Origin of the sequence: Corynebacterium kalinowskii, assembly GCF_009734385.1 — a bacterium.
Taxonomy (GTDB): Bacteria; Actinomycetota; Actinomycetes; order Mycobacteriales; family Mycobacteriaceae; genus Corynebacterium; species Corynebacterium kalinowskii.
The window spans coordinates 1,132,466-1,158,193 of sequence record NZ_CP046452.1; the positions used below are offsets into that span (position 1 = coordinate 1,132,466).

At 59.2% G+C, this 25,728-nt stretch carries 26 protein-coding genes; 9 read left to right on the plus strand and 17 right to left on the minus strand.

What is annotated here, in order from left to right; genetic code table 11:
* Positions 1 to 4: 4 nt before the first annotated feature.
* Together CKALI_RS05305 and CKALI_RS05310 are read left to right on the plus strand one after the other, a co-directional pair.
* Positions 5 to 550, plus strand: coding sequence for a bifunctional nuclease family protein (locus tag CKALI_RS05305; protein WP_156192313.1), 546 nt, complete (start codon positions 5 to 7; stop codon positions 548 to 550).
* A 230-nt stretch (positions 551 to 780) separates the two neighbouring features.
* Complete coding sequence (locus tag CKALI_RS05310; RefSeq protein ID WP_156193665.1) at positions 781 to 1,314, plus strand: MerR family transcriptional regulator; 534 nt, start codon at positions 781 to 783, stop codon at positions 1,312 to 1,314.
* A gap of 80 nt (positions 1,315 to 1,394) precedes the next feature.
* Here CKALI_RS05310 and CKALI_RS05315 read toward each other — a convergent pair whose 3' ends face one another.
* The 6 genes from CKALI_RS05315 to gndA are packed head-to-tail and all read right to left on the minus strand — an operon-like array spanning position 1,395 to position 8,923.
* Positions 1,395 to 2,810, minus strand: a complete 1,416-nt coding sequence (locus CKALI_RS05315) for a vWA domain-containing protein (RefSeq protein ID WP_156192314.1) — start codon at positions 2,808 to 2,810, stop codon at positions 1,395 to 1,397.
* Positions 2,811 to 2,815: 5 nt separating this feature from the next.
* On the minus strand, positions 2,816 to 3,700 hold the full coding sequence (locus tag CKALI_RS05320) for a 3-methyladenine DNA glycosylase (protein ID WP_156192315.1): 885 nt from the start codon (positions 3,698 to 3,700) through the stop codon (positions 2,816 to 2,818).
* Entirely contained in the window at positions 3,693 to 4,751 is a 1,059-nt protein-coding gene (locus tag CKALI_RS05325; protein ID WP_156192316.1) for a hemolysin family protein, read from the minus strand. Before CKALI_RS05325 ends, CKALI_RS05320 begins: the two co-directional genes overlap by 8 nt.
* A complete protein-coding gene (locus CKALI_RS05330) occupies positions 4,748 to 6,130 on the minus strand; it encodes a hemolysin family protein (protein WP_156192317.1) in 1,383 nt (460 codons plus the stop codon). Before CKALI_RS05330 ends, CKALI_RS05325 begins: the two co-directional genes overlap by 4 nt.
* 15 nt (positions 6,131 to 6,145) lie before the next feature.
* A complete protein-coding gene (locus tag CKALI_RS05335; protein ID WP_156192318.1) occupies positions 6,146 to 7,453 on the minus strand; it encodes a DEAD/DEAH box helicase in 1,308 nt (435 codons plus the stop codon).
* Between the two features lie 6 nt (positions 7,454 to 7,459).
* The gene (gene gndA / locus CKALI_RS05340) at positions 7,460 to 8,923 is read right to left on the minus strand and encodes an NADP-dependent phosphogluconate dehydrogenase (protein WP_156192319.1); all 1,464 of its coding nucleotides are present in this window, start codon (positions 8,921 to 8,923) and stop codon (positions 7,460 to 7,462) included.
* Positions 8,924 to 8,985: 62 nt separating this feature from the next.
* Here gndA and CKALI_RS05345 point away from each other — a divergent pair, with 62 nt between their 5' ends.
* Together CKALI_RS05345 and CKALI_RS05350 are read left to right on the plus strand one after the other, a co-directional pair.
* Positions 8,986 to 9,426, plus strand: coding sequence for a PaaI family thioesterase (locus CKALI_RS05345; RefSeq protein ID WP_156192320.1), 441 nt, complete (start codon positions 8,986 to 8,988; stop codon positions 9,424 to 9,426).
* An 11-nt stretch (positions 9,427 to 9,437) separates the two neighbouring features.
* Complete coding sequence (locus CKALI_RS05350) at positions 9,438 to 10,022, plus strand: class I SAM-dependent methyltransferase (protein ID WP_156192321.1); 585 nt, start codon at positions 9,438 to 9,440, stop codon at positions 10,020 to 10,022.
* On the opposite strand, the gene thiD is transcribed toward CKALI_RS05350, so the two are convergent.
* Positions 9,987 to 10,814 (minus strand): bifunctional hydroxymethylpyrimidine kinase/phosphomethylpyrimidine kinase, encoded by an 828-nt coding sequence (thiD, locus tag CKALI_RS05355; protein ID WP_156192322.1) that lies wholly within the window; start codon positions 10,812 to 10,814, stop codon positions 9,987 to 9,989. The two genes, CKALI_RS05350 and thiD, sit on opposite strands and share 36 nt — an antisense overlap.
* 72 nt (positions 10,815 to 10,886) lie before the next feature.
* Entirely contained in the window at positions 10,887 to 12,218 is a 1,332-nt protein-coding gene (locus tag CKALI_RS05360; protein ID WP_156192323.1) for an NAD(P)/FAD-dependent oxidoreductase, read from the minus strand.
* Positions 12,219 to 12,414: 196 nt separating this feature from the next.
* On the opposite strand from CKALI_RS05360, the gene CKALI_RS05365 reads away from it, so the two are divergent.
* Positions 12,415 to 13,731: a class I SAM-dependent methyltransferase gene (locus tag CKALI_RS05365; RefSeq protein WP_156192324.1), complete on the plus strand. Its 1,317-nt coding sequence runs from the start codon at positions 12,415 to 12,417 to the stop codon at positions 13,729 to 13,731.
* Between the two features lie 7 nt (positions 13,732 to 13,738).
* Here CKALI_RS05365 and chrA read toward each other — a convergent pair whose 3' ends face one another.
* Entirely contained in the window at positions 13,739 to 14,914 is a 1,176-nt protein-coding gene (gene chrA, locus CKALI_RS05370; RefSeq protein ID WP_156192325.1) for a chromate efflux transporter, read from the minus strand.
* Positions 14,915 to 15,046: 132 nt separating this feature from the next.
* Between chrA and CKALI_RS05375 the strand changes: the two genes are divergently transcribed.
* The gene (locus CKALI_RS05375; protein WP_156192326.1) at positions 15,047 to 15,235 is read left to right on the plus strand and encodes a hypothetical protein; all 189 of its coding nucleotides are present in this window, start codon (positions 15,047 to 15,049) and stop codon (positions 15,233 to 15,235) included.
* On the opposite strand, the gene CKALI_RS05380 is transcribed toward CKALI_RS05375, so the two are convergent.
* From CKALI_RS05380 to CKALI_RS05395, 4 genes are all read right to left on the minus strand, one after another.
* The gene (locus CKALI_RS05380; protein ID WP_156192327.1) at positions 15,232 to 15,756 is read right to left on the minus strand and encodes a mycothiol transferase; all 525 of its coding nucleotides are present in this window, start codon (positions 15,754 to 15,756) and stop codon (positions 15,232 to 15,234) included. The two genes, CKALI_RS05375 and CKALI_RS05380, sit on opposite strands and share 4 nt — an antisense overlap.
* A gap of 152 nt (positions 15,757 to 15,908) precedes the next feature.
* Positions 15,909 to 16,094: a hypothetical protein gene (locus tag CKALI_RS05385; protein ID WP_156192328.1), complete on the minus strand. Its 186-nt coding sequence runs from the start codon at positions 16,092 to 16,094 to the stop codon at positions 15,909 to 15,911.
* 3 nt (positions 16,095 to 16,097) lie between these two features.
* Positions 16,098 to 16,796: a YceI family protein gene (locus tag CKALI_RS05390; RefSeq protein ID WP_156192329.1), complete on the minus strand. Its 699-nt coding sequence runs from the start codon at positions 16,794 to 16,796 to the stop codon at positions 16,098 to 16,100.
* A gap of 15 nt (positions 16,797 to 16,811) precedes the next feature.
* The gene (locus CKALI_RS05395) at positions 16,812 to 17,171 is read right to left on the minus strand and encodes a hypothetical protein (protein ID WP_231580539.1); all 360 of its coding nucleotides are present in this window, start codon (positions 17,169 to 17,171) and stop codon (positions 16,812 to 16,814) included.
* Positions 17,172 to 17,334: 163 nt separating this feature from the next.
* Here CKALI_RS05395 and CKALI_RS05400 point away from each other — a divergent pair, with 163 nt between their 5' ends.
* On the plus strand, positions 17,335 to 17,718 hold the full coding sequence (locus CKALI_RS05400) for an RNA polymerase-binding protein RbpA (RefSeq protein WP_156192330.1): 384 nt from the start codon (positions 17,335 to 17,337) through the stop codon (positions 17,716 to 17,718).
* Between the two features lie 174 nt (positions 17,719 to 17,892).
* Here the strand turns inward: CKALI_RS05400 and CKALI_RS05405 are convergent, their stop codons facing one another.
* From CKALI_RS05405 to cobN, 4 genes are read right to left on the minus strand one after another with little or no spacing between them, the layout of a single operon-like run.
* Entirely contained in the window at positions 17,893 to 18,696 is an 804-nt protein-coding gene (locus CKALI_RS05405; RefSeq protein WP_156192331.1) for a polyprenol monophosphomannose synthase, read from the minus strand.
* Between the two features lie 51 nt (positions 18,697 to 18,747).
* Positions 18,748 to 20,211, minus strand: a complete 1,464-nt coding sequence (lnt, locus tag CKALI_RS05410; RefSeq protein ID WP_156192332.1) for an apolipoprotein N-acyltransferase — start codon at positions 20,209 to 20,211, stop codon at positions 18,748 to 18,750.
* Entirely contained in the window at positions 20,208 to 20,702 is a 495-nt protein-coding gene (locus tag CKALI_RS05415) for an FxsA family protein (protein WP_156192333.1), read from the minus strand. Before CKALI_RS05415 ends, lnt begins: the two co-directional genes overlap by 4 nt.
* A gap of 45 nt (positions 20,703 to 20,747) precedes the next feature.
* Positions 20,748 to 24,311, minus strand: coding sequence for a cobaltochelatase subunit CobN (gene cobN / locus CKALI_RS05420; RefSeq protein WP_156192334.1), 3,564 nt, complete (start codon positions 24,309 to 24,311; stop codon positions 20,748 to 20,750).
* Positions 24,312 to 24,585: 274 nt separating this feature from the next.
* Between cobN and CKALI_RS05425 the strand changes: the two genes are divergently transcribed.
* Together CKALI_RS05425 and CKALI_RS05430 are read left to right on the plus strand one after the other, a co-directional pair.
* Positions 24,586 to 25,035, plus strand: coding sequence for a MarR family winged helix-turn-helix transcriptional regulator (locus CKALI_RS05425; RefSeq protein ID WP_156192335.1), 450 nt, complete (start codon positions 24,586 to 24,588; stop codon positions 25,033 to 25,035).
* Between the two features lie 344 nt (positions 25,036 to 25,379).
* Complete coding sequence (locus CKALI_RS05430) at positions 25,380 to 25,640, plus strand: hypothetical protein (protein WP_156192336.1); 261 nt, start codon at positions 25,380 to 25,382, stop codon at positions 25,638 to 25,640.
* Positions 25,641 to 25,728: the final 88 nt, after the last annotated feature.

Consider the following 25,728-nt stretch of genomic DNA (forward strand, 5'->3'; position numbering starts at 1 on the left):
TCTCATGGGTTTTATTGCAGTCGAGTATTACGGAGTCACTCCCATTGGTCCGGAGATGTTTCCGTGTGCCCTGCTGCGCTGGGCCGAACGCGGTCGCGTGCTACCCCTGTGGCTAGCTGCTAGCGCCGCCGACGAGCTTGATGTCCGCGATTCCGGGATCACCCCGCGTCGCCCCACCGCACACGATTTGTTGGTGACCACCTTTGAACAGATGGGCGGGGTAGCGGAAGTCCGCCTCATCAGCCAGCATCGAGGGGTGTTCATCGCGTCACTTGTGCTTGGCAATGGGGAAGAGATCGATGCCCGCCCGAGCGACGCGCTCATTATTGCCCGCATTATCGACGTCCCTATCTTGGTCGATGAGGACGTACTCACCGATTCTTCTATTTTCGTTTCTGCATCGGACCTGGTTCGATACTTCGACATTGTCATCGAAGACGCAGTAGCTAATGAAGCCGGTTCTGCATCTGGTGATGTCCAAGCAGATGCGGATTTCGAAGAACTCATGCGCAGCCTTGGCGTATCTGAAGACGACTTACGCGGCGAATAATTCTGTTAGTTCACTTTGACCACGCTTGTGGCAAAAGTTTTTAATGACACGCGTGTGACTAAAGATGACAAAGTGTCTCAATGGCTCTAAACTCTCAACTTAAGGTTGAACTTTAGGGCGTGTCGCAGTGCCAACACTTGACGTTGGTCTAACCTTGCTTGAAGATAAGGGGTAATGCGCCTCGCAGATAATTACAAGGGAGAAATTACGTGGTTAGTCGTAACGATGACATGGAAGAGCGCGCTGTCCAAGGCTCGCTGTTCGACGTGGGACCAGACCAAGAAGTCGGGTACCGCGTACCGATCGCATGCCAGGTAGCTGGCATCACCTACCGACAGCTTGACTACTGGGCGCGCACCAAGCTCGTCGTACCTTCCATCCGTTCCGCACACGGCTCCGGCTCCCAGCGTTTGTACTCGTTCCGGGACATTCTCGTGCTGAAGATCGTAAAGGGCCTCCTGGATACTGGCATCTCCCTGCAGAACATTCGACAGGCCGTCGATAAGCTCCGCGACCTGGGCGTTGATGACCTAGCCAATATCACGCTGGTTTCGGACGGCACCACCGTGTACGAGTGCCGCTCCAACGAAGAAGTCATCGACCTTCTTGCTGGTGGTCAGGGCGTATTTGGTATCGCTGTACCAGGCATCATGAGGGAGCTCACCGGCACGATTTCCGCATTCCCTTCCGAGCGTATCGACGAAGCAAACGAAGTCGTGGCAGACGAGCTCGCTGCCCGTCGCCGTCGCCGCGTAGTCAGCTAGCTTTAGCAACAACAAAGCCGCCTCCAGTCACTGCCGAATTCTCCCCGGCAAGTAGCTGGAGGCGGTTTGCGTTATCAGACTTACAATCCCAACACGCGATCGAGGGCCGCTTCTCGTTCAGCGTCCGACGCTGGCGCAGTGGCAGAGCCGCCGTTTTCGGTAGCCCACTGGGCCAGCTCTTCATCCTGGGCGCCACCACCAATATGGATAATGTGCAGCTGCACGCGGTTAGGGTCGATATCCTTGAGTTTTTCGTTGAGCAAACCTTGAGAACCAGCATCTGAGGTGCCGGTAGTAACGAGCACTACCTTCACCGGTTTGTTGTTATCGGTTGCGACTCGCTGGGCGTAGGGCAGTGCTGCGACAACGGCTTCGTGCGTCTGCGGAGTGCCACCCGTACCAAACCTGGTAACGGCTGCAGCGGCGTTAGCGCCAGCGGAATTGTCATTCAGCGTGACGTTGTTGCGCCAGCCGTGGGTCGTTGTTGCGCTTTGCGGCGAAGAGTAGTTCCACAGGCCGACCTTGTGGCCACCTTCGCCAATCTTCGTGGCGCGCGTGGCGAGGTTCTGAGAGACAGTGGCGAAGTTCAACCCCATCTTCTCGGAGGTATCCACAAGCAGGAGGGTGTCGCTCGGCGCTACGGGCTCTCCAAGCGCTGTCGATTGTTGGGAGGGCTCTGCCGGAAGTGGCGGGGCAGCCAGCGCAGACTGAATCGAAGTCAGCGCTGGTCCATCGACCTTAGTGACTTTCTCTTTGCCAAATTCAATGAAGCTCGCGGCCGCCCGCGACTGTTCTTCTGTCACAGAGTCCGAAGTGTTTACCGCAAGCATGCGAGTAGGCAAGTGGAGGGCAGATGGCTGATCTGGGAAGATGAAGGTGTAGCCTGCTGGAACTTCGCTGCTCACCGTGACAAACGGCTTCTTTTCTTCGATAGCACGCTTTCTTTGGATGGTCATGGCGGGCTTGTCCTCCATGGACCCTGCTGCGATAGCAGAAGCAAGCGCTTGTTCATTTATAAAAACTACATTCTTCAGCTCGGACCAGTTTCGAAACGAAGGATCGCCTGCTTGAGCATCAGGAACGGCAACTCCAATGTCCTTCAAGCCTACGATTGGCCATTCGGTTGTCGTTGCCGATTTGTTCATCCTGCTGAGTGTCATCGTAGTGTCGTGGTTATTGTGGGCGGTGTAGACCAGCGCGGCATTGTTGATAGTTGTGCCGGTGAAGCTCGTTACGCAGAAGTCTTGTATTACCGGGTTGGTATCCAGGTATTCTTCTTGGATTTTTGCCAAAGATGACGTGCTGCCCATGAGGTTATAGGGAATGGTGATCTCGCCAGCAGGGCAGCTTTTCTCATTGGCACGATTGGCAGCGTTTGTGTTGCGCAGTGACATCCAGCCGACACCGACGGCGATGAGGAGCAGCACAGCAATGATGGCGTAGATCAATTCCCGAGCCACACGAGTTTTGCTCTTCGGCGAACGATGGCGACCCATGCTAGTTAACTCCCAAACTCGTTCCTATATTGTTCTAACGTTTCAATTAGATACTGCCTCAAGACTGTCCCTCGCTCGGCGAAGGCGCGCTGTCTGGTGACGTATTCTGCTTTCCCTTCAGCGGTTTCGATGGGAACGACACCGAATCCGAGGCTGCGACAATCATAGGCCGAAGCTTCCATGTCTAGTTGGCGAATCTCCCTAGCAAGCTCAAATGTGTCCAGCCACATCGCGCCCGGAATGATAGGCCCCAGCTTATGAGCCCATTTGTATAAGTCCATACCCGCGTGCAGGCACCCCCGTTGATCACACTCAAACTGGTCCTCACGCGCGAGAACCTTGAAATTCAGTGGACGTGCAGGCTCGGTAAAGAATCGAAAAGCATCGTAGTGAGTACACCTAATGGCGTGGCTGTCCACCACCGCCGCGGTGCCTTCCACCCCTAGCCGCAACGGCAAGGAATGGCGGGGCTGCTCCGTGCGATACACCATTGCCCACTCGTGCAATCCGAAGCAATCAAAATGCGCGGGGTTTGTTTGTGTCCGGGTGAGCAGTTCCAGAATGTACTCGTACGACTGGCCGCGCCGCGCCATGAGCCCTGGGCCGTCGAGGGTCACCGCAGGTCCGGATGGGGTCGTCACCTGGATGTAGTCCCGCCACTGCAAGTGTGGCGGGGTATGGCCGTCGAGAAGCAGGGCACGACCGTAACCAGGGTGCCACCGCGCGAGGATCGCGGGCTTGATGGGGTAGTAGTTGAACAGAAAGTCCCAGACCGGATGGGTCTCGCCCGCTTTGCGACGCCGCAGGTGCTCACGCGTGAGCTCGTGTGCTCGCTCCTCGTGAGCTTCCTGCAAGGACAGCCACTGGTCAGGGGTGAGAACTTCAGTCATTCAGGTGGGTCCAGTCCCTAACCGTACCTACGTACTCCTCGATGAGGTCCTCCAGGGTAATCAGGCCAATGAGCTGGCCTTTATCCCGAACCTGCGCCATGTGGGCCCGGCGCTTGCGCATGATGGTCATGGCTTGGTCGAGCGTCGCGTCGGCTTCCAAGGTGGTAAGCGGGCGGAGACTAGAGCGGGGCAGAATTGTCTCGCGCTCGCCATCGGTATCGCCGAGGCGATCCAGGACATCCTTGATGTGGATGTAGCCCACGGGGTTGCCGCCCTTTGCCAGGACTGGGAAGCGAGAGAATCCGGTGGTGGTGACGGCGTCCATGAGGGCACCAAGCGACGGGCCGGACGCGCCGAAGTTGAGGCAGCGGGCCGTGTCCATCGGGATGATCACCTCTTGAATGCTGCGGGCATCGGAGCGCAGCGCCTTGGCCAGACGGGCAGACTCTTCCGCATCGAGCAAGCCCTCAGAGCGGGACTCCCGAATCATCGATGCCAACTCCTGCTGGTTCACTGTGGAATCGAGCTCATCGCGCTGTTCGATGCCGAACATACGCAAGGTGATCCGCGCCATGTGATTCATCGCGAGCAAGAGCGGGCGGGTGATCTTCACAAACATCATGTGCGGCGGAACCAGGAGCATGGCTACCGATTCCGGGCCAGCGATGGCGATGTTCTTCGGAACCATCTCACCGAACAGGATGTGCAGGATGGTGACGATTGCCAGGGAGATGGCGAAGGAAACTGGGTGGAGTAGTCCGTCGGGAAGCCCCGCTGCATGGAATGGGACTTCGATCAGGTGCGCGATGGCAGGCTCGCCGACCTTGCCCAGGATCAAGGAGGCGACCGTGATGCCGAACTGGGCGCCTGCCAGCATCATGGACAGATCCTCTGAGGCAGCGAGCACCTGGCGCGCGCGGGTCTTGCCCTGAGCAATCAGGGCTTCCAATCGGTCGCGGCGGGAGGTGATCAGGGAAAACTCGGCACCGACGAAGAAAGCATTGAGGGCCAGGAGGCCGACGGTGAGGGCTAATGCGGATCCGAGACTCATCGCTGCATCTCCTCGGCGCGTTCGTTGGACACTGGCTGCAACGTCACTCGATCAACACGACGTCCGTCCATCGCGGTGACCAGGGCCGTCCAGCGGCCACGGATGCCGGATTCAAACTCGTTGAAGGCGTCGTTTTCGGCGTCTGGCAGAACCATCAGGTCGCCTTCTTCAGGGATGCGCCCCAGCACGGCCATGATGAGACCGCCCAGGGTTTCGTAGGATCCCTCTGGTGGGTAGTAGCCGATGGTCTCGGGCAGGTCGTCGACGCGGGCCAATCCGGCCACCGTCCAGGCGGCACCGTCGCGAATGAAGTCGCGCTCGGCATCAGCATCGTCGTACTCGTCGTAGACCTCGCCGAGGATTTCCTCCACAACGTCTTCAATGGTGACGAGGCCGGCGGTGCCGCCGTACTCATCGGCGACGAGGACAACTTGGGAGCCTGCGGAGCGCACGGCCTCGAGCACCGAGTCACCGTCGAGGCTCGCCGGGATCACCGGAATGGGGCGAGCAATGGAACGCAAGGACACGATGGATCGCCTATCTGCGGGAACAGCGAAGGCGTTCTTGACGTGGACCACCCCAATGGTGTTGTCGAGGTCGCCATCGACGATCGGGAAGCGTGAGTGGCCACTTTCCCGGGCCAACTCGAGTAGATCTGCGGCAGTATCATCCACGCTGAGCGCCTCGATGGTCGAGCGTGGCGTCATGAAATCTTCCGCGCTTGACTCTCCGAATTCCAGCGAGTTATTCACCAACCGTGCCTTTGCCTGGTCGAATTCGCCGTGTTCAGCTGAGGTGCGCACCAGCGACTGCAACTCTTCGGCAGAACGCGCAGAAGCAAGCTCGTCTGCAGGTTCAATGCCAAACTTCCGCAGCACAGCGTTGGCCGAGGAATTCAGCCCGATGATGAACCACTTGAAGATCATGTTGAAAATGTGCACCGGACGAGTAGCGAAACGTGCCGCTGCAAGCGGGCGAGTGATGGCGTAGTTCTTCGGTACCAACTCGCCATAAACCATGGACAGCAGCGTTGCCACCAGCATGGCCAGTATCACTGCGGTGGCCGTGGATGCAGATTCACTCAAACCCACCAGCTTGAGCACTGGGGTGAAGTAACCCGACAGGATTGGCTCTGCCAGAAAACCTGTGGCCAGCGTGGTGATAGTAATGCCGAGCTGCGCGCCGGACAACACAAAGGACAGGTTGTTGTGATCGCGTTGGACGGACTTTGCTAGTCCGTCCCCCTTCGTACGTACGTGCTCTTCGACGGTAGAGCGCTCCAGGCCGCTGAGCGCAAACTCAATTGCCACAAAGAGACCCGTAGTGGCGGTAAGGGCGATAAAGCCAAGCAGTGACGCGATGCTTAAGAATATGTCCATGAGGCGGTAGTTAGATTAGCTCTGTTTTCTTCGTCGAGGTTGGTTGCGGCTACCACGAGGCGTGGCAACCGGTTGCGCCTTCTGGGATTTCCTTGGCTGACGCCCGCCAGATTTCGCAACAGCGGGCTGTTGTTGGCCAGGCAGCGGCAAGGCTTTGCCATTAGGGGTACGTGCGCCGGTGATGCGGGTCAGCTCGCCAGGTCGGGCAATGACATCGATCTCTGGAGCATCGACACCAGCCTTGTGGCACAGTTTGTCCACTTCATCGCGCTGTTCCTGCATGACCAACGTGACTACGGCGCCGGAAGTTCCCGCGCGAGCCGTGCGTCCGGATCGGTGCAGGTACGCCTTGTGTTCCGCAGGCGGATCGATGTGAACCACCAGAGAAACGCCGGAGATATCGATACCGCGAGCCGCGATATCTGTAGCAACAAGTACCGGAACCTCGCCCGAGGTAAACCCATCAATCGCCGCCGTGCGCGTGTTTTGGCCCTTGTCGCCGTGAATACCGAGCGCATTGATACCGACCCGGCGCAGCTTCTTCACCTGACGATCCACGCCGTGCTTCGTACGCATGAACATGATGGTTTTACCCTCACGAGCAGCGATCCGTGCCACGACATCGGCGCGTTGGTCCCGGTTACCGCACATCAGGCGGAAATGCGTCATCGTGTCGACCGATGCCTCGACGGGCGCGGTGGAGTGCGTCACCGGGTTGTGCATGTAGCGTTGCACGAGCTTATCGACGTCCCCGTCCAGCGTTGCGGAGAACAGCAGCCGCTGCCCATTCGCCGGAGTCAGGTCGAGCAGTTTGCGTACCTGCGGTAGGAAGCCCATATCAGCCATGTGGTCAGCCTCATCAAGTGCGGTGATTTCCACGGCATCGAGGAAGAGCTTCTTCTGGTTCACCAGGTCCTGGGCCCGGCCCGGGGTGGCGACCAGAATGTCGACCGGTCGGCTGAGCGCCTGAATGTGTCGGCTGATGGCCACGCCGCCTACGACATCAAGGATGCGCAGGCCTGCAGCGGTGCAGAGCGGCTCAAGGCGTTGTTTGATCTGCGTCGCTAGCTCGCGGGTGGGTGCGAGCACGAGGCCACGGGGGCGCTGCGCCTTCGACGCGCCGGAGTTCGACAGCCGGTCGATCATCGGCAACCCGAAGGTGAAGGTCTTGCCTGAGCCAGTTGGCCCGCGTCCTAGGACATCACGTCCTGCCAATGCGTCGGGGATGGCCGCCGCTTGGATAGGGAAGGGTTCGATGATGCCCTGGCGTTTGAGTTCGTGGACGACGGGAACCGGTAGGCCCAGGTCAGAAAAGGTAGTCAAGTAAGTTTAAGCCTCAATTTCGGTGCGGTCGGCGCTCCACTGAGTGTGGAACTTGCCCGGCTTGTCGGTGCGCTCGTAAGTGTGAGCGCCGAAGAAGTCACGCTGGCCCTGGATCAGGGCAGCTGGCAAGCGCTCGGCACGCAAGGAATCATAGTAGGACAAGGAAGACGCGAAGACGGGGATTGGCAGGCCAAGTTGGGTGGCGAGTACCACGACGCGACGCCAGGAGTCCATCAAACCTTCGATTTCTTCCTTGAAGTAAGGATCCAGCAACAGGGATTCGACCTCAGGGTTCGTGTCGTAGGCATCCTTGATGCGGTTGAGGAACTTCGCGCGGATGATGCAACCGCCACGCCAGATGGTGGCCAGGTCGCGTGGGTCAACGTCCCACTCGTGCTCCTCAGAGCCTGCCTTGATTTCATCGAAGCCCTGCGCGTAAGCGACCAGCTTGGACGCGTAGAGGGCGCGACGTACGTCTTCGACGAACTGGGTCTTATCAACGCCCTGCGCCTCGAGTGTGGTCACTTCACCGGAAGGCAGGTTGCCAATGGTGGCAGCGCGCTGGGTGCGAGCGCCGGACAGTGCGCGAGCGAACACGGCCTCGCCGATACCGGTGGTGGCGATGCCAAGGTCCAAAGCGGCCTTGACGGTCCAGCGACCGGTGCCCTTCTGTCCTGCTGCGTCGACGATGACGTCGATAAGCGGCTTGCCTGTTTCGGCATCAACCTGGGACAGCACCTCGGAAGTGATTTCGACCAGGTAGGAGTCCAGATCGCCGGTGTTCCATTCCTTGAACACGTCAGCGATTTCAGCTGGCTCCATGCCCGCTGCGTAGCGGAGGAGGTGGTAGGCCTCGCCGATGACCTGCATATCGGCATACTCAATGCCGTTGTGAACCATCTTCACAAAGTGACCAGCGCCGTCTGGGCCGATGTGGGTGCAGCACGGGGTGCCGTCGACCACAGCAGAAATCGACTCCAGCAGTGGGCCGAGGGATTCGTAAGACTCTTTGGTGCCACCAGGCATGATGGCCGGGCCGTTGAGAGCGCCTTCCTCGCCACCGGAGATGCCAGCGCCGACGAAGTGCAAGCCCTTTGCGGAAATCTCGCGCTCACGGCGAACCGTGTCGGTGTACAGGGCGTTGCCACCATCGATGATGATGTCGCCTTCCTCCATGGCCGCGGCGAGCTGGTTGATCACGGCATCGGTGGCAGGACCCGCCTGCACCATGATGATGGCGCGACGTGGGCGCTCCAGGCTAGCCACGAACTCCTCGATCGACTTGCTCGGGATGAAGTTACCGTCGGCGCCGTGCTCGTGCATGAGAACAGCAGTTTTTTCATAGGTGCGGTTGTACAGGGCCACGGTGTGGCCGCGGGATGCAAAGTTACGTGCCAGGTTCGAGCCCATGACGGCCAAACCAACGACTCCGATGTGGGCAAGGCCAGTATTCGCAGTGTTCTCAGTCATGGTCTATATGCTACCTGCTTCACGCCGTGCAACCAGACTCGAGCAGTCTAAGATCAAGCACTATGGACATCGTTGCCTTGTTTGCTGCCGCCAAAGACCGGCCACTTCGCGATACTGAGCTTGCCGAGCTCAACGCCGCTGACCGCGGATTTTCGCAGCACATCGGTATCAGATTCACCCACGTCAGCGCAGAGCGGGTAGCGGCCGAAATTCCCGTCACTCAGGAACTGCTGCAGGTCGCTGGGATTGTCAACGGTGGCGTGTACTGCAGCATCGCAGAAACCTTGGGCTCAATCGCAGGATTCTGCGCCGCCGGAGGCGCCCCTGTCGTGGGTCTGAACAACAACACGAATTTCCTGGCTGCCTGTTCGTCTGGTGTGATTGACGCCGAGGCTACGACGATCCATGCTGGTCGCACCACGCAGGCATTTGAAGTGCGCTGCACCCATCGGGGCAAGCTGCTTGCCGTCACCACTCTTCGAACGATGGTGCTGTCCGCGTAAACTTGTCAGCTATGCGTACCTGGAAAGAAATTGTCGCCGCGAATCCGGAACATTCCGAGAACTACGCGCAGCGCTGGAAGAGCTTCGTTGCCGAAGGCAAGGATATTAATGGCGAAGCCCGCTTCGTAGACGCAATGGCCCCACGCGGCGCCCGCATTCTTGATGCCGGATGCGGCACCGGACGAGTAGGTGGCGAATTGGCCAGGCTCGGCCACCGGGTCACCGGGGTAGACATCGATCCCACCCTCATTGGACACGCAGAGAGCCAGTTCGCGGACTGCGCGTGGATCGTCGGCGACCTCGCAGCAGGTGAGGTGCCCGAGGGACCCTACGATGTCATCGTCTCACCAGGCAACGTCATCACCTTTCTCGCCCCCGCTGGCCGCGTTCCTGCCCTGCGTGCGATGGCTGGCCAGCTTGCCGACGGCGGTCGCCTCGTCATCGGCTTCGGCACCGACCGGGGCTACCACTACCGCCAATTCCTTGAGGACTGCGCCTCCGTCGGCCTGCAGGAAAGCCTCCTGCTATCCACCTGGGACCTCAAGCCCTTCTCGCCGCAATCAGGCTTCCTGATCGCCGTCCTTGAGCGCGCGTAGCCAGACACCGTGGTCGACCGGGCCATTGCCCGAGCCAACCTCCAGCTGGTCGGCGGAGGCGATGGCGTCGTGAAGCCACAGTGTTGCCCATTCCAGAGCTAGCGCTGGGTCGCCGGTTTTTGCCAGTCGGGTGGCCAGCGCAGCGCTGAGTGAGCAGCCCGTTCCGTGCGTGTTCTTTGTGTCCAGGCGCGGGGTGGAAGTGTGGGAGAGGATGCCGTTGGCATCGACAAGCCAATTGCCCGCTTCGTTGCCTTCGAGGTGGCCGCCCTTGACCACGACGAGGGTGCCGTGCGTTTGCGCGAAGCCCTGCGCCGCGGTGATCGCTTCGTCCACGGAGGAAAGGCTTTGGCTCGTGAGCACCTCTAGTTCTGGGATGTTGGGCGTGATGATGGTGGCAGCGGCGGCGAGCTCGCGGAGCGCCGACTCCGCTGAAGGGTCGAGCAGGCGGTCGCCGGAACTGGCGATCATCACCGGATCCAGGATTAGTGGCGCATCGATTGGCTCAAACCAGGCGGACACTGCCTTGATGATGTCGCAAGTGCCGAGCATGCCGACCTTGACGGCATCGATGTGGACATCGTCGGAGACGGCGTGGAGTTGCTCAGTGAGGAAATCGACGGGCGGGATGTGGACGCTGCGGACACCGTGCGTGTTCTGAGCAACTAGGGCAGTTACCACGCCCATGCCGTAGCCACCCGCGGCCAGAATGGATTTAAGATCGGCGTGCAGACCCGCCCCTCCGGTGGGGTCAGTGCCAGCGATGGACAAGACACGGGGGATACTGCGAGGCATGACGGCTCCTTGAAACTGCATAGAAATCTCCCCCGCGAATTTACCGGAATTCACGGGGGAGATGGGGCGAAACTACTGCTCAATCAGGTTACGGGCCTTGCGCTGCTGATCCGTAACGGTCATCTGCCAACGCTTAGGGGACAGGACGTTGAGGCCCCATGCCCACGCGGCGGTCCAGCGGTTGCGGTAGCCGACGAGGAACATGATGTGAACTGCGAGCCACATGAACCAGCCGATGAAGCCAGTGAACTCAAGCTTGCCCATCTTCACCACTGCGGAGTAGCGAGAGACAGTGGCCATGGAACCCTTGTCAAAGTACTCGAACTTAGGACGTTCGGTGTTCGGACGACCGTTCAGCTCGTGGATGATCTGCTCGGCGGCGTATTCGCCACCCTGCATGGCTACCTGGGCTACGCCCGGGAGGTTGTCGCGGTTTGCCATGTCGCCGACCAGGAAGACGTTCTTGTACTCACCAACGGTGAGATCTTCGTTCACGATCGCGCGGCCAGCTCGGTCAACTTCGGCACCAGCCTGGTCAGCAACCATCTTGGACAGTGGGGAAGCAGCCACACCTGCGGACCAGATCTTGCAGAAGGAAGGAATGGTGGAGACCGAGTCGTCCTTCATGTTCTTGACGACGATCGCCTCTTCGTTCACGTCGGTAACGATGGAGTTCAGCATCACGGTCACGCCGAGGTTCTGCAGGCGACGCAGGGCGTTACGACCCAGGCGCTTGCCGAATGGAGGCAGTACCTGAGGAGCGCCGTCCAGGAGGATGATCTTCGCCTGGGAAGGATCGATGTTGCGGTACTGATCCTTCAGGGTGCGGTTAGCCATTTCAGCCAACTGACCAGCAAGCTCGACACCGGTTGGGCCGGCACCGACGATGGTGAAGGTCATGTAGCGCTCGCGCTTTACTGGATCCTGGGTCATGTCGGCGCGCTCAAAGGCCTCCATGATGCGGGCGCGAATTTCGAGGGCATCGTCGATGTCCTTCATACCTGGCGCGAACTGAGCGAAGTGGTCGTTGCCAAAATAGGACTGACCAGCGCCGGCTGCGACGATGAGGGAGTCATAGCCAAAGACCTTGGTGTTGTTGCCCAGCTGCGTGGTGACAGTCTGTTCGTTGATATCAATGCCGGTGACCCGAGCCTTGACTACGTAGGCATTGTCCTGGTCCGCCAAGATCTGGCGGGTGGCTGGAGCGATCTCACCGGATGCCAACAGGCCGGTTGCTACTTGGTAAAGCAGCGGCTGGAACAGGTGGTGGTTGGTGCGGTCGATCAGGGTGACGTCGACATCAGCCTTCTTCAGACGCTGAGTTGCAAACAGTCCACCGAAGCCGGAACCGATAATGACAACATGGTGACGTTCTTCGGAAGGGCGGAATGGCTTCTCAGACATATACTTTTAGCTCCTGTTATGGGGGTGTTCCTGGGGTTAGGGTTCCCATTCTAGACCGTGCTTTGACCTTGGTCACATCCTGGGTAGCACTCGAGTGATGGTTGACTCATCCGTGTCGGTTCTGTGCTGGGCGAAAAGGGAGCATTAAGCTGTCCTTGTTTGGATATATTTCCCGGAAGCGAGGTGACGATCCGAGATGGCAACCTACATTCCACAGCACTTGGAGAATGTGGATGCGCAGAGTTGGCCTGCGTTGGTGTCGGTGACTGAGCCAGGCCGGATCGTTAACTTCCGTACCCGTCAGGCTGAGCGCCGGTTCGCAGTGGCTTGCGACAAAGCAGGGATTGCGCTCGGTGGTGAATCTCCGGATGTAGAAGTAGTCCAGGAAGAGCTCTTTGTGCGTCTGGCGGAGTCCGGTTGGCTCGGGCTCGCGGAATCCTACATGGCAGGCGAGTGGACGGCGACAGACCTCACCGGCACCTTGACTAAGCTATTAGGCGCCGACTTTCAGCCACAGGGTCGCCGGTCCGGCACGTCCGTACGCAGCGCGAGCAGGGGAGATGGGCACGAACTTCCTGCCGACCTAGTGCAGCTGTGCTCCGTCGACGGAGTCAGCATGTTTGGCGGACTTTTCGCCTCGGGCGTGCCGACGACCGTTCGTACCTCCACCAAGAGTTTTGTTTCGGGTGCCGGGCGGGGCAGTGAACCTGCGACACATTTCGTGGATGTGACGACCTTGTCTGCGCCCATCGGCGTGGAGCGGGCCGATTTTGACGCGGCCCAGCAACGCGCCGCTGAGAGCTTGCTGGACGCCGCCCTTGTTGATCAGGGTGCCGACGTCCTGGAATTTCCCAGCTCAGGTGGCACGATCGCATTGCTGGCTTCTGCGCGGGGTGCGACGGTGGACGTTCTCACTGCGGACCCTGACCACCAGATCGCGGTGGAGGAGTTCATCACGCTCAACGGCGCTACCGACTACGTGCACCCGTACACCCTGAAGGCTCCTTTTCCGACCCGCGAAGAGTGGCGAGGCCGATACGACTGCATTATCTCCACCGAAAAGCTCGAGTACCTGGGCAAACAGGGCGCCATTTCCTACTTGAAGTCTCTCGACCGCATGCTTACCATCGGCGGCTTCATTGGATTGCAGACCGTGGTCGCTACCGATTCCTTCGGCCCGACCAGCCGTCAAGCCCTATCGGTACTGCGCAGCTATGTGTGGCCCGCCCTGCGCTTTTCGACGATCACAGGCCTGCATACCTTGGTCGACAAGGAATCGGGTTTGCGGATCATCGCAGAAAAGCACTTCGGTGACCACTACTTAGAGAGCCTGCGAATCCAGCGCGAGCTTTTTGAAAGCCATCTCCGCGAGGCGGCAGCGGCAGGGTATGACCCAGTTTTTCGCCGAATGTGGATTTACCACTTTGCGTTGCTTGAGGCCCTGTTCCGGCTCGGACACTTGGAAGCGGTGCAGCTGACGCTCACGACGAGAAACCGGTCTGGGCGTCGATAAGCCCTGCTTAGAGCAGTACCCAGCCCGCGATGCCCGCTCCGAGGGCGATGGCCCACGCTGGAACATTCCACTTTGCCATGCCCAGCCAGCACACGGCGGCAATTGCCATGGACGGGATGCCACTGATGCCGTGAGTGAACACCGGGTTGTACAGGGCCGCTGCCAGCAGTCCGACCACGGCGGCGTTCGCTCCGGCGAAGGCCTTCCGGATGGTTAGTGAGTGGGAGAGTCGGTCCCAGTAGTGGAGGCCGAAAAGGACCAGGAGCGCAGAGGGGGCGAAGATCGCAATGGTGGCGATCGCGGCTCCAAGGAGGCCGGCGTCGGCGCCACCGAGGAAGGACGCGAAGGTAAACAGCGGGCCAGGGACAGCCTGGGCGGCGGAATAGCCAGCAAGGAACTCGGTTTGGGAGACCCAGCCTGGGGCGACGGTGTGTTGTTCGAGAAGCGGCATCACCACGTGGCCGCCGCCGAAGACGAGGGCGCCGGAGGAGAAGTAGGCGTTGATCATTTCCAGGGTGTGATCCTTGGTGGTGCGCGCCAAGATTGGGAGCGCGATCAGCGCCGCGACGAACAACGCGAGCGCAGATAATGCGACGGCTTGCGGTACTGATCGAGAGTCGTCGGTCTCCGTCGGTGCAGATGCTTGGCACACAAACGCGCCAGCGAGCGCAGCCACTGCGATGACTGCGACGTGCGTCCAGGGGCTCGGAACGCTGAGAACGATCAACCCCGCAATGACAGCAATGGTGGCGGTCACCCTGGTGTTCGCCAAGTTCTTTGCCATGCCTGCCACAGCGTGAAAGACCACGGCAACTGCAGCAGCCAGCAATCCTTTCAACCATCCGGCTTCGGGATCCACGAGCGTCGAGTCTTTGACGAGTAAGGCGAACGCGGTAAGCACAGCCGCAGACGGCAACGTGAAGGCCAGCCAAGCCATGAGCATGCCCAGATATCCCGCGCGACGGAAACCGATAACCATGCCGACCTGCGAGGATGCCGGACCAGGGAGGAACTGGCACAGCGCTACGGTGTTGGCGTAGTCGGCTTCGGTGAGCCAGTTGCGCTTGTCAACGAAGGCCGTCTTGAAGTAGCCCAAATGAGCAGTAGGTCCGCCGAAGGACGTGAGGCCGAGGGTGCTGAACACTTTGAGGACTTCCCACGGGCTGCCCTGAACTTTGGTCATGACGGTTGATAATAAAGCCCTTAGGCGTTGTTCGCAGAACCAGGGCTAAGCAAAAAGACCAATACAGTCGACGGAATGTAAAGTATAGTATACAATCAGATTTGAAAGCTTTACGCAGCCGGAAAGGGAATCATGTCAAACAAGTCAACGCAATATTCGATCGCGATCCGTCTCATCGCGGGGCTTCTAGCTGTCCTCTACCTGGTTGGCGATATCAGTCCTTGGCTGGCTATTTTATTGGCCTGTGCACAAATAGTGCTCGTTGCCTTGATGTCGGTTGAATATAAAAAGGTCACCAAGGGAAATTCTGAACAGCGCTAAGTGGGATTAGCGGCCTGCGGGTCGCGCTGAAACTCAAGAGCCGCATCCAATTGGCCCAGGTGGCGGGCCAATTCGTCGATGACATGCAGCATGATCCAGGACAGCTGTGGCGGATCCGATTCTAGGAATTTGCCACTGGTAGTGGCAGATTCAGACAGGTCGTGCTCACGCAAGGTGGTCTCAAACATGTCTAGATTTTGTGCAAGCTTGGCGACGGCATCGGCGAGCGTCACGGTCGGCGCAAACCATCTCGTTCCGGGACGTCCGTCATGCCAGTCGCCCCAGACATCGGGAAGCGCTTGACCATGGAAGCCCCACAGGATCCAGCGGCGCTCCATGTGGAAGATGTGGTTCGCCAGCTCCGCCGCGGACCAGCCACTGGGTGTTAGTGGTTCGTGGATGTTCGAGACTAGGCCTAGTTGGCGTTCAAGGTCGGCGTGATAGTGACGGACGTAGCCGAAAAGATGCTGGGCCATGTCCATGTGAGGCAGTTGGGGAGGATAGCTCGCGGTGCTCGTCATGGCCGCCAGTGTAATGTGGACGTTAACCACGCCTCCTATTTGACATAATGTACATTATCGGACAATTGGGGTAATTTCCGCACGTTGGTGAGGCGCTGGCTCCGTATGGAAATTCCCACTACTAATGTCACTGTGACGTAAGTTGCGGGGGTCTACTGTTGTGGCTCTTGAGGTGTTTGGGATCGATATGCGGTGCGCAACTGCAGCGCGCTCAAAACGAACAAGCCGATCGCGATCAGCCCGATCAGTGGCATCCCCTTGATCATGACGAAGATGAAGAATCCGAGGATCACGACGAGCCGGAACCACAGCCACGGAATCATCCGCTTGGTCATCATGGGTTACTTCTCCAGCGCCAGGCGAATGTTCAGGTGGCCCTCGGTATCGATCTTTGCCGCTACAAAGTCTGGAGTCTCTACGCCGTAATCCAGGCGGTTGAATGGAATGTTGGCGCCGACCACAATGTTGTCGCCCGTGCGTAGGATGTCCAGCTCGGCGTCGATATGCTTTGCGACGCCATGGATCGTCAGCGTGCCCGGGACGGTCACTTTGCCAACAGTTGCGTTATCTGGAATGTCGGCGACGTTGACTGAGGCATTTTCATCGGCGACGAACTTTGCCGTTGGGTACTTGTCCGTTTCCAGGAGCTTCATTCGTACGTTGATATCGCGCTTTTCCCGATCAGTACGAATAGTTGTCATGTCAACTGTAATGTCCGTACTCTTGAGTTTTCCCTGGTCGATGACAACGCTGCCATCAACATTTTCGGTGCTACCCGAGGTCTCGCGGCGCTCGCCTGGCAAGATCTCATGGAACGTGTAGCCCACCGAGGTTGGGTTTCCTGGTGCGGCCTTAACCACAGACCAGGTGCCATTGATTTCGGTCGATGCCTTCTTCGCACCTTCGACCTGGATACCATCGGTCTTTACGCCGGGCGTCATGTACGCCTTGTACGCCACCGGAGCCACACTGGCCAGCGCCACGATGATGATCGCGATGGCGAGGCCAATGACTAGTTTCTTGTTGTAAGTCTGATTCATCAGTGCCTTAGTAACCTAACGTAGTTTCTCGATGGTGCACGCAAGCTCGACTAGATCTTCGCACAGCTGTCGCATTTCTTCTGCATTAGCTCCCTCGGATGCCGCCGTAGCGACATCCTCAGCAGCGCAGCGCAATTCAAATAGTGAATCCTTGAGCTGAGCTACCTTTTCGGGGCGTAAAATGACCGCCTCGGCGGGAATAGATGTGCCGGCGACGTTGTTACGTTGTTCGTAAGCACGTTGCCTGCACGAGTGACTGCAATATTTCTTCGGGCGGCCCCGGCCACCGGCTTCGATAGTCTTGCCACACCAAGCACATGTGGCTGGCTTCCCTGCTCCCGCATGGGTCGTTGCCGAAGCAATATACGGTTTCACGACGTTCACCATAGCCGAACTTTCGCAGGTCTACATAAACCATTTGTGCGGGTGACGAGACAAAACAGCTATAATGGCCAAATACTGTCCCGCAGTCACCTATTCGTGGGTGTGCTTTAACCCCAGATGACCGCAACCACAAGAACAAAAGGACTGAAGATACATGGCAGATCGCGTACTTCGTGGCAGCCGCATGGGCGCCGTTTCCTATGAAACCGACCGCGACCACGACCTCGCCCCTCGGCAGCTGGTTAAGTACAAGACCGATACCGGCGAAGTTTATGAAGTCCCATTCGCAGACGATGCGGAAATCCCAAGCACCTGGCTGTGCAAGAACGGCCAAGTGGGAACCCTCATGGAAGGTGAAGGCCAGGAAGCCAAGGAAGTAAAGCCTCCTCGCACCCACTGGGATATGCTTCGTGAGCGTCGCAGCATCGAAGAACTCGACGTACTTCTGGACGAGCGTGTGGAACTCCTCCGCAAGCGTCGTCGCAATGCAGCTCGCCTGCTCAAGCAGCAGCAAGAAGAAGCCGCTGCGCAGCAGTAGTTACTTCCCCACTTGATCCGTCTACTTACTGGTAGGCGGATTTTTGTTTGTTTTGCTTCCTTGAAATGAAATTGTGTCTAGGCGGTCGAATTTCATCGGCCCCGAAACCAGTACCCCGAAAAGACAATAGGCCCGAGACCATATTCGGTCCCGGGCCTAGAATTCAGCCAATCGCTAGAACTGGCTCTTCTTGCGCTTATTGTCGATCTCGTACTTGACCAGACCGACCATTTCCTTGGCCAATTCACGGGCCTGCTCACCTCGGTGAGCCACACCCCACTTCGTCACCTCGAGGAGGGAATCCTTGACAAAGGAGCCGTCGAGCTTGGATTCGCCGATCTCGCGTTCGGTGAAGGTGATCGGTACCTCGACAACGTCGAAGCCCTGCTCCACGGCCCGGCGTGCCACGTCCACCTGGAAGATGTAGCCCTTACGGGAGATTTCATCGAAGTCGATGGCTTCGAGCAGTTCGCGTCGGAAAGCGCGGTAGCCAGCGGTCATGTCGGTCAGTCCGGTGCCGAGCATCAGGCCGATGTAGAGGTTGCCACCCTTGGACAGGAAGAAGCGCTCCTTCGGCCAGTTGACCACCTTGCCACCTGGGACGTAACGGGAGCCGATAGCGAGGTCAGCGCCCTGGTCCACTGCCTCGAGCAGTAGGTGAAGCTGCTCAGGGGCGTGGGATCCGTCGGCGTCCATTTCACAAATAACCGTGTAGCCCTGCTGCAGGCCCCACTCGAAGCCAGCCAGGTAGGCGCCGAGCAGGCCGGTCTTTTCGGTGCGGTGGAGGACCTTGATGTGGTTGTCCTCGGCAGCGAGCTTGTCGGCGGCTTCGCCGGTGCCGTCAGGCGAGTTGTCATCGACGATGAGGATGTCCACGTCTGGAGTTGCCTTGCGCACGCGGGAGGTAATGAGCGGGAGGTTCTCCAACTCGTTGTACGTCGGAATGATGACGAGCGTGAGATCGCTTGGGTTGCTCATTGTTAGTTAACTCTCCCCTGGATTCGAAAAGATTTGATGTTTCAGAACAGTTTACCTGTCGCGGCGTGACACCAGGATAGCCAGGATGGCTGAAGCGAGGCCTGCGACCACCAGCGACCATTCGATGATGTGACCGAATCGTGACGCGATCGTACGGGTATCGCGCAGTGGCAGCGTATCGATCAGCGTCGCGGGCTGGAAAATCGCAGTCTTCTCGATAATGGAACCGTCTGGTCGGATCAGCGCCGAGGATCCGGACGTCGCAGCGACAATCACCGCACGGTCCGTTTCTATGGCGCGCATCCGGCTCATCGCCATCTGCTGGTAGGTCATGTCGGTAAAGCCGAAGGTTGCGTTGTTGGTCGGTGTGGTCAGGATTTGCGCACCATTATCGACGGCCGTTCGCGCCGCCGCATCGAACGCAACCTCATAACACGTGGCGACGCCAACGGCGATTCCATTCATGTGCACTATCCCGTTGCCCGTGCCCGGCTGAAAGTTGCCGGCCATGTCCACAAAGGAAGAGAACTTCCGGAAAAAGTCCCGGTAAGGCATATACTCGCCAAAGGGCTGGAGGAACTTCTTGTGGTGATAGTCCCCTGTTGTTCCGTCAGCGTTGAATACAACCATCGTGTTGCGGGGCCCCACCTCATCAACAGTGATCGTGCCCACCAGAGTTGGGGCATTCACGTCCGCTACCGCTTCGGTAATGATTTTCCGAGCTTCCTGGTCTGCAAACGGATTCACGTCCGAAGAATTCTCGGGCCAGATAACCAGGTCAACGGGCTCATCCACTTCTCCAGTCACCCGGGCGTGGTTAGCGAGCACTGCGCGGCGCTGGGCATTGAAGTCCAAACCCATGCGCGGCACGTTGCCCTGAATCGCGGCGACCTTGACTTCACCGGAATCCGGGATCGTTGGTGCGAACAAATTCAAGACAGGGAAGCTCGCGACGACGAGTAGGCCTGCGATGGTCGTCGAAAAGCGCCGGCTCTGCGCTGCCCCCGCAATGCAGGCACCCGCGAGCACTGCGACGAAGGTGACCAGTGCAGGCCCGCCTATCGACGCCCATTGCGCCAGCGGCCCATCAATTTGACCCCAACCGAGTCTGCCCCAGGCGAAGCCGCCAAACGGCCAGTTGCTGCGCACAAACTCGGCAGAGATAAACCACAGTGCGAACGCGAGTGGGCCCCAATGTTTGAGGCGTGCGATCGGTACGGCGACGGCCCCGAAGACGATGAAATACAACGATTCAGTGATCGCCAGTGCCACCCACGGGACAGCGCCGACGAACTCCCCCACCCACGGCAACAACGGCAGGTAGAGGCCCAATCCAAAGACGAATCCGAGGAGAGCTCCGGTGCGTTTGCGAGGTGACTTGTCGCCCCACGTGTGTGAGAAGTAAAGCAGGCCGAGCCCAAGGATCCCGGCCCACCACCAGCCCAGCGGTTCGAAAGAGGTAAAGCAGGCTGCGCCGCCGAGCGCGGCGAGCAGCAGCCGAAGAACGAGGGTCACTTGAAGTCCTCCGGTTTGACGTTCTCAGACCAGTCGTGAATCTCTTCTTCGTCAATGACGGGCTTGTTTGGGTCCATGAAGGATCCGTAACTTGCCTGCTCGCGGTAGCGGTTGGCCTGTTCAAAGCCCTTCATGCCGAGGTTCTCCACCTTGACGCGCAGTTTCTTTGCCAACATCCCCCGCACGAGCGCGCGGGTTGGGGACAAAATGAAAAGAAGGCCCAGTACCGTCGTGACAAAGCCCGGCAGCGCGACCAGAATCGCGCCAGCGGCAAGCAAACCGTAGTCGCCGGCCAGACGGCCCGGATTAACCTTTTGCTGGTGCAACGCGACGCGCCCGATGCGCTTCATCTCAAAGGCTGCGAGCACCAGGCCGCCGAAAAAGGTCAGGAACAGGGCGACCAGCGCCCAACCGACGCCGATCAGCTGCGAGACACCCCAAAACGCGAGCGCCTCGATGAGGAAATACGGGATTGCAATGATGAGTGGCACCCCACCACTGTAGATGGTGGGGCTGAGAAAAGCGTGGAACCCCGACTACCGGTCCTCCAGGTTGCCTTCCATATCCAAGAACGTCTGGCGCAGGGTGTCCAGGTCCTCCGCCGAAGGCTCGGACCACATGCCACGGTCCGCTGCTTCTAACAGGCGTTCGGAGATGTCACGCAGCGCCCACGGGTTGGACTTTTCAAAGAATTCGCGCATCGTTTCATCGCGGACGTACTCCTGCGTCAAGGTCTCATACATCCAGTCATCCATGAGGCCCGTGGTGGCGTCGTAGCCAAACAGGTAGTCCACGGTGGCGGACATCTCGAACGCGCCCTTGTATCCGTGGTTCCGCATAGCTTCCAGCCAGCGTGGGTTGACTACGCGGGCGCGGAACACGCGGCGGGATTCCTCGTGAAGGGTGCGGGTCTTCACGGTTTCCTGGCGAGTCGAATCTCCGATGTAGGCCTCCGGATCCTTACCGGTCAGGGCGCGCACAGTGGCGACCATGCCGCCGTGGAACTGGAAATAATCGTCCGAGTCAGCGATGTCGTGTTCCTGGGAGTCCACGTTCTTTGCTGCCACGGAGATGCGCTGGTAGGCCTCGCGCATCTCGTCTTTGGCTTCGACACCGTCGACACCGCGGCCGTAGGCGTAGCCTCCCCAGGTGGTGTACACCTCGGCGAGGTCCTGGTCATCACGCCAGTTGCCGGATTCGATGAGCTGCAGCAGGCCAGCGCCGTAAGTGCCCGGCTTGGAGCCGAAGATGCGGCGGATTGGCTTGCCAGCATCAGCGTGCGCCCGAACGAAATTCATGTCTGTTGGCTCGTCCAAGCCTGCAACGAGCTGCACCGCATCATCGAGCAATGCCACCACGTGTGGGAAGGCATCGCGGAAGAAGCCGGAAATGCGGACGGTGACGTCGATGCGCGGGCGCCCCAGCTCTTCCAGCGGGATCACCTGCAAATCAATGACGCGCCTGGAAGCCTCGTCCCACACCGGGCGCACGCCCAGCAGCGCGAAAACTTCGGCGATGTCGTCACCCGACGTTCGCATCGCGGAGGTGCCCCAGACCGAAAGGCCGACGGACTTCGGGTGCTCGCCGTGCTCCGCGAGGTAACGCTCGACCAGCGAATCAGCCAGTAGCTGGCCCGTCTCCCAGGCCAACCGGCTCGGGATCGACTTCGGATCCACTGAGTAGAAATTGCGACCGGTCGGCAGCACGTTGAGTAGGCCACGCATCGGGGAACCAGACGGACCCGCTTCAATGAACTCGCCGTTCAGCGCGCGCAGGATCTGCGTGATCTCGCGCGGGGTCTGCTGCAGGCGGGGCACCATCTCCGTGCAGGCGAACCGCAGGATGTCCTTCACCTGCTCCGGAGCCTCAAGCTTTTCGACGGCCTCAGCTGCCCACCCTGCTTCCGCAAGCTGCGTCAGCAGTTGTTTGGCTTGAGATTCGACCTCGTCCACGCGGGCGCGAGTCTCGTCCCCTGCCTCGGACAGGCCAAAGGCTTCACGCAGACCGGCGACCGACTGCTCGCCGCCCCAAAGCTGGCGGGCGCGCAGCATGGCGAGGACGAGCTCGACCAGGACTTCGCCTTCGATCGGCTCACCGAGGATGTGCAGGCCGCCGCGGATGGCGACGTCCTTGATCTCGCAGAGCCAGCCGTCGATGTGCATGAGCATGTCATCGAAGACTTCTTCGTCCGGGCGCTCCTCCCATCCCAGGTCCTGGTCCATCTTGGCCGCCGTCAATAGGGTCCAGATTTCCTGGCGGATGGCCGGAAGCTTGGAGGGGTCCATAGCGGAGATGTTCTGGTGCTCGTCGAGGAGCTGCTCCAGGCGGGTGATGTCGCCGTAGGATTCAGCGCGGGACATCGGCGGGATCATGTGGTCGACCAGCACGGCGTGTGCGCGGCGCTTGGCCTGGGTGCCCTCGCCTGGGTCGTTGACCAGGAACGGGTAGATGAGCGGGATGTCCGCGATGGCCTGGTCGGTGTAGCACTCGGCGGACATGCCGACGGTCTTGCCCGGCAGCCATTCCATATTGCCGTGCTTGCCCATGTGGACGATCGCATCGGCTCCAAACACGCTGCGCAGCCAGTGGTAAGTGCCCAGGTAGTGGTGGTTCGCCGGCAGGTCAGGGTCGTGGTAGATGCCCACCGGGTTCTCGCCGAAACCGCGCGGTGGCTGCACCATCACGACGACGTTGCCAAACTGCAGAACAGCGATGTAGATCTCTCCCGTGCTTGGGTTCACGTAGTGCGTGCCAGGGGCCTCGCCCCAGTGCTCGGTCATTTCTGCTTGAGTGGCTTGAGGGAGGGTGGCGAAGTACTCTTCATACGCTTCGCGCGAGAGCTTCAACGGGTTGTTCGCCAGCACTTCTTCGGTTAGCCACTCGGGGTCGTGGCCGCCGGCCTCGATGATGGCGTGCATGAAGGCGTCGCCGTCCATGTTGGCGTAGCCAGGGATCTTAGTCAGGTCGCCAAGATCGTAGCCCGCCTCGACCATGGCCTTGAGCACGCGCAACGTTGAAGCCGGGGTGTCCAGGCCGACGGCGTTGCCGATGCGGGCGTGCTTAGTCGGGTACGCCGAGAGCATGACAGCGATCTTCTTCTCGGAATTCGCCAAAGCCCGCAGGCGCGCGTGCCTCACCGCGATTCCTGCCAGTCGTTCGCAACGCTCCGCATCCGGGACATAGGCGATGAGGCCGTCGGAGTCGTACTCCTTGAAGGAGAATGGCACGGTGATGATACGGCCGTCGAACTCCGGCACCGCCACCTGCGTTGCCACGTCAAGCGGGGTCAAACCGTCGTCGTTTTCGTCCCAGTCGGCGCGAGGCGTGGTGAGCGCGAGGCCCTGGATGATCGGAATATTGAGGGCTGCGAGCTCTGCGACGTCCCATGCTTCGTCGTCGCCACCAGCCTGCGCAGCGGCCGGTTTGGTGCCGCCAGCAGCGAGGACGGTGGTGATGGCGGCATCCGTCTTGGCGAGCTCGGCAAGCAATTCCGGCGCGGCCTGGCGTAGCGACGCCGTGAAGATCGGCAGCGCAGTCGCACCCTGCTCCTCGATAGCGCGGGACAGGGCCTTGATGTATTCGGTGTTACCCGCCAAGTGCTGGGCGCGGTAATAGAGCACGGCGATGCGCGGACCAGTTGGGGCATCTCCGGTCGCCCAGGTATTGCGCTCCAAGAATCCCCACATCGGCATGTGTTCCGGTTCGTCGAAGCCGTAGCCGGTGAGCAGGATTGTGTCCGAGAGGAAGCGGTAGAGGTGCTCCAGGTTCTTGGCGGAGCCCTCGGCCAGATAGGTGTGGGCGGTCGTCGTCACGCCCGCTGGCACGGTGGACAGCTCAGTGAGCTCGGCGTCCACGGCCAGCTCGCCCGAGACCGCCACAGTGGGAATGCCGGTCTTCAGTACGGCTTCCAGGCCAGCCTCCCAGGCGCGCTTGCCACCGAGCAGCCTGACGACTGCGATGGATGCATCGCCCAGCCACTCTGCGACCTGGTCGGCCTTCAGCGACATTGGGTTGGCGTACTTGAACTCGACGTTCTCGGCCTCGTTGGCGGCTTTGGCGGAGAGCAGGTCAGTATCCGAAGTGGACAGCAGGGCAATCACGTGTGGTTAGTCCTTACAAATGCAGTGGTCAGGGTTACGCGCCCATTCGCTGCGTCACACAAAAGACGGGGTTGCAGGTCTGACTGTGACAGTGGCGCGACCGACCGGACTTGCACCGGATTCCGCGAGACCCCTCATGTGACACTGGCATGATTGTGGCGTACCTGACATGGTACGTGACGGACCTCTTAGGACCAGTTTGGGCATCACGTTACAAACAATTGCATTCACTTTGCTCTTGACATGATCTAATATAGACAAGTAACTTGAACATATGACTTGTGTAAATGGATTTCCGGAATCATCATTGCAGTCTTTGATTGCAGAAGCCTTCGATCGACAAACCTCAGATTTACTCAAATACTGGCATGATCGCGGACACGAGAAACTGACGATTAGTCATTTTCTTAACGTTTTGCGTTTTGTGTCTCAAGAAGGCATTCGGCCGGCCCGAATTTCGGAGCTTTCTGGCATCTCCCAACAAGGAACCAGCTTGCTCATAACCGAGTTGGTTTCACTGGGGTATGTTGACCGGACCCCAGATCCAGCAGACAAACGTGCCCAGGTAGTTCGTTGGAGCGAAAAGGGGCTAGCGGTCGCTTGGGTGACTGAAACTTGGTTCAGAGAGTGTGAGAAAAACTGGCGTAATCACCTAGGCGACCAAGCTGTAGAAGGCGCATTCTTGACCTTGCAGCACGTCATCAGCGAAGGAAGAGAAAAGTGAAGGCACTACTGAAGTGGGCCGGTTTGATAACTGCTATCCCGGTCACCTTGCTCGGTGTGCTTTGGGCTGCTCAGGGCTTCGGACTCGTGGAAATTGACCCCATAGCCTGCGTTGGTGATTGCCAACCGCTCAAAGGCCCAAACTGGAGGTGGGCAGTGGCCGGAGTTTTGACTGTTATTGGTGGGATGACAGGAGTGCTAGTGCTCACTCGTTCCTTGAGACCAAAGAGGTAAAAATTGGCATATTGGAAAAGAACTGCTGAGGTTTCCCTAGGTTTCGGTTCGGCGGGGTTTGGCTTTATCGCGTTGATTCGGCCGAGACTCTTAGTCCCAAATGATCAATCCGTGGCTTCCTACTATTCACTTATGTTTGCCTCCCGAGCTGTTCCTCTGGGCATCGTGTTCGGTTTGTCAGCCGCCCGAGGCAAAATTGGTCCGGATCTGCTCACGGTGATGGTTGTAAGTCAAGCATTGGATTCTGTGCTCGGCGCTGCTTTTAGGAGCCCTGGACAAACGATTTCTGCTGGGCTGGCTGCAACGCTGCTGGGATTGAAACTGGCGGATCAAAGCTTTTCCTACAATGAAGTGGGATGCGGTAAAACATAAATCGGCATGGCTGTCTAAAACCAAGTCTTCCCTCCCCAAGGGCTTCACAGCGTGCCCAATTGGTTACGCAATTCCTCTCCGGGCTATT

Excerpts from the sequence above, each read along its gene's own strand:
- CKALI_RS05305 (WP_156192313.1), top strand. The coding sequence starts at position 5 with ATGGGTTTTATTGCAGTCGAGTATTACGGAGTCACTCCCATTGGTCCG.
- CKALI_RS05310 (WP_156193665.1), top strand. The coding sequence starts at position 781 with ATGGAAGAGCGCGCTGTCCAAGGCTCGCTGTTCGACGTGGGACCAGAC.
- CKALI_RS05315 (WP_156192314.1), bottom strand. The coding sequence starts at position 2,810 with ATGGGTCGCCATCGTTCGCCGAAGAGCAAAACTCGTGTGGCTCGGGAA.
- CKALI_RS05320 (WP_156192315.1), bottom strand. The coding sequence starts at position 3,700 with ATGACTGAAGTTCTCACCCCTGACCAGTGGCTGTCCTTGCAGGAAGCT.
- CKALI_RS05325 (WP_156192316.1), bottom strand. The coding sequence starts at position 4,751 with ATGAGTCTCGGATCCGCATTAGCCCTCACCGTCGGCCTCCTGGCCCTC.
- CKALI_RS05330 (WP_156192317.1), bottom strand. The coding sequence starts at position 6,130 with ATGGACATATTCTTAAGCATCGCGTCACTGCTTGGCTTTATCGCCCTT.
- gndA (WP_156192319.1), bottom strand. The coding sequence starts at position 8,923 with ATGACTGAGAACACTGCGAATACTGGCCTTGCCCACATCGGAGTCGTT.
- CKALI_RS05345 (WP_156192320.1), top strand. The coding sequence starts at position 8,986 with ATGGACATCGTTGCCTTGTTTGCTGCCGCCAAAGACCGGCCACTTCGC.
- CKALI_RS05350 (WP_156192321.1), top strand. The coding sequence starts at position 9,438 with ATGCGTACCTGGAAAGAAATTGTCGCCGCGAATCCGGAACATTCCGAG.
- thiD (WP_156192322.1), bottom strand. The coding sequence starts at position 10,814 with ATGCCTCGCAGTATCCCCCGTGTCTTGTCCATCGCTGGCACTGACCCC.
- CKALI_RS05360 (WP_156192323.1), bottom strand. The coding sequence starts at position 12,218 with ATGTCTGAGAAGCCATTCCGCCCTTCCGAAGAACGTCACCATGTTGTC.
- CKALI_RS05365 (WP_156192324.1), top strand. The coding sequence starts at position 12,415 with ATGGCAACCTACATTCCACAGCACTTGGAGAATGTGGATGCGCAGAGT.
- chrA (WP_156192325.1), bottom strand. The coding sequence starts at position 14,914 with ATGACCAAAGTTCAGGGCAGCCCGTGGGAAGTCCTCAAAGTGTTCAGC.
- CKALI_RS05375 (WP_156192326.1), top strand. The coding sequence starts at position 15,047 with ATGTCAAACAAGTCAACGCAATATTCGATCGCGATCCGTCTCATCGCG.
- CKALI_RS05380 (WP_156192327.1), bottom strand. The coding sequence starts at position 15,756 with ATGACGAGCACCGCGAGCTATCCTCCCCAACTGCCTCACATGGACATG.
- CKALI_RS05385 (WP_156192328.1), bottom strand. The coding sequence starts at position 16,094 with ATGATGACCAAGCGGATGATTCCGTGGCTGTGGTTCCGGCTCGTCGTG.
- CKALI_RS05390 (WP_156192329.1), bottom strand. The coding sequence starts at position 16,796 with ATGAATCAGACTTACAACAAGAAACTAGTCATTGGCCTCGCCATCGCG.
- CKALI_RS05400 (WP_156192330.1), top strand. The coding sequence starts at position 17,335 with ATGGCAGATCGCGTACTTCGTGGCAGCCGCATGGGCGCCGTTTCCTAT.
- CKALI_RS05405 (WP_156192331.1), bottom strand. The coding sequence starts at position 18,696 with ATGAGCAACCCAAGCGATCTCACGCTCGTCATCATTCCGACGTACAAC.
- CKALI_RS05425 (WP_156192335.1), top strand. The coding sequence starts at position 24,586 with ATGACTTGTGTAAATGGATTTCCGGAATCATCATTGCAGTCTTTGATT.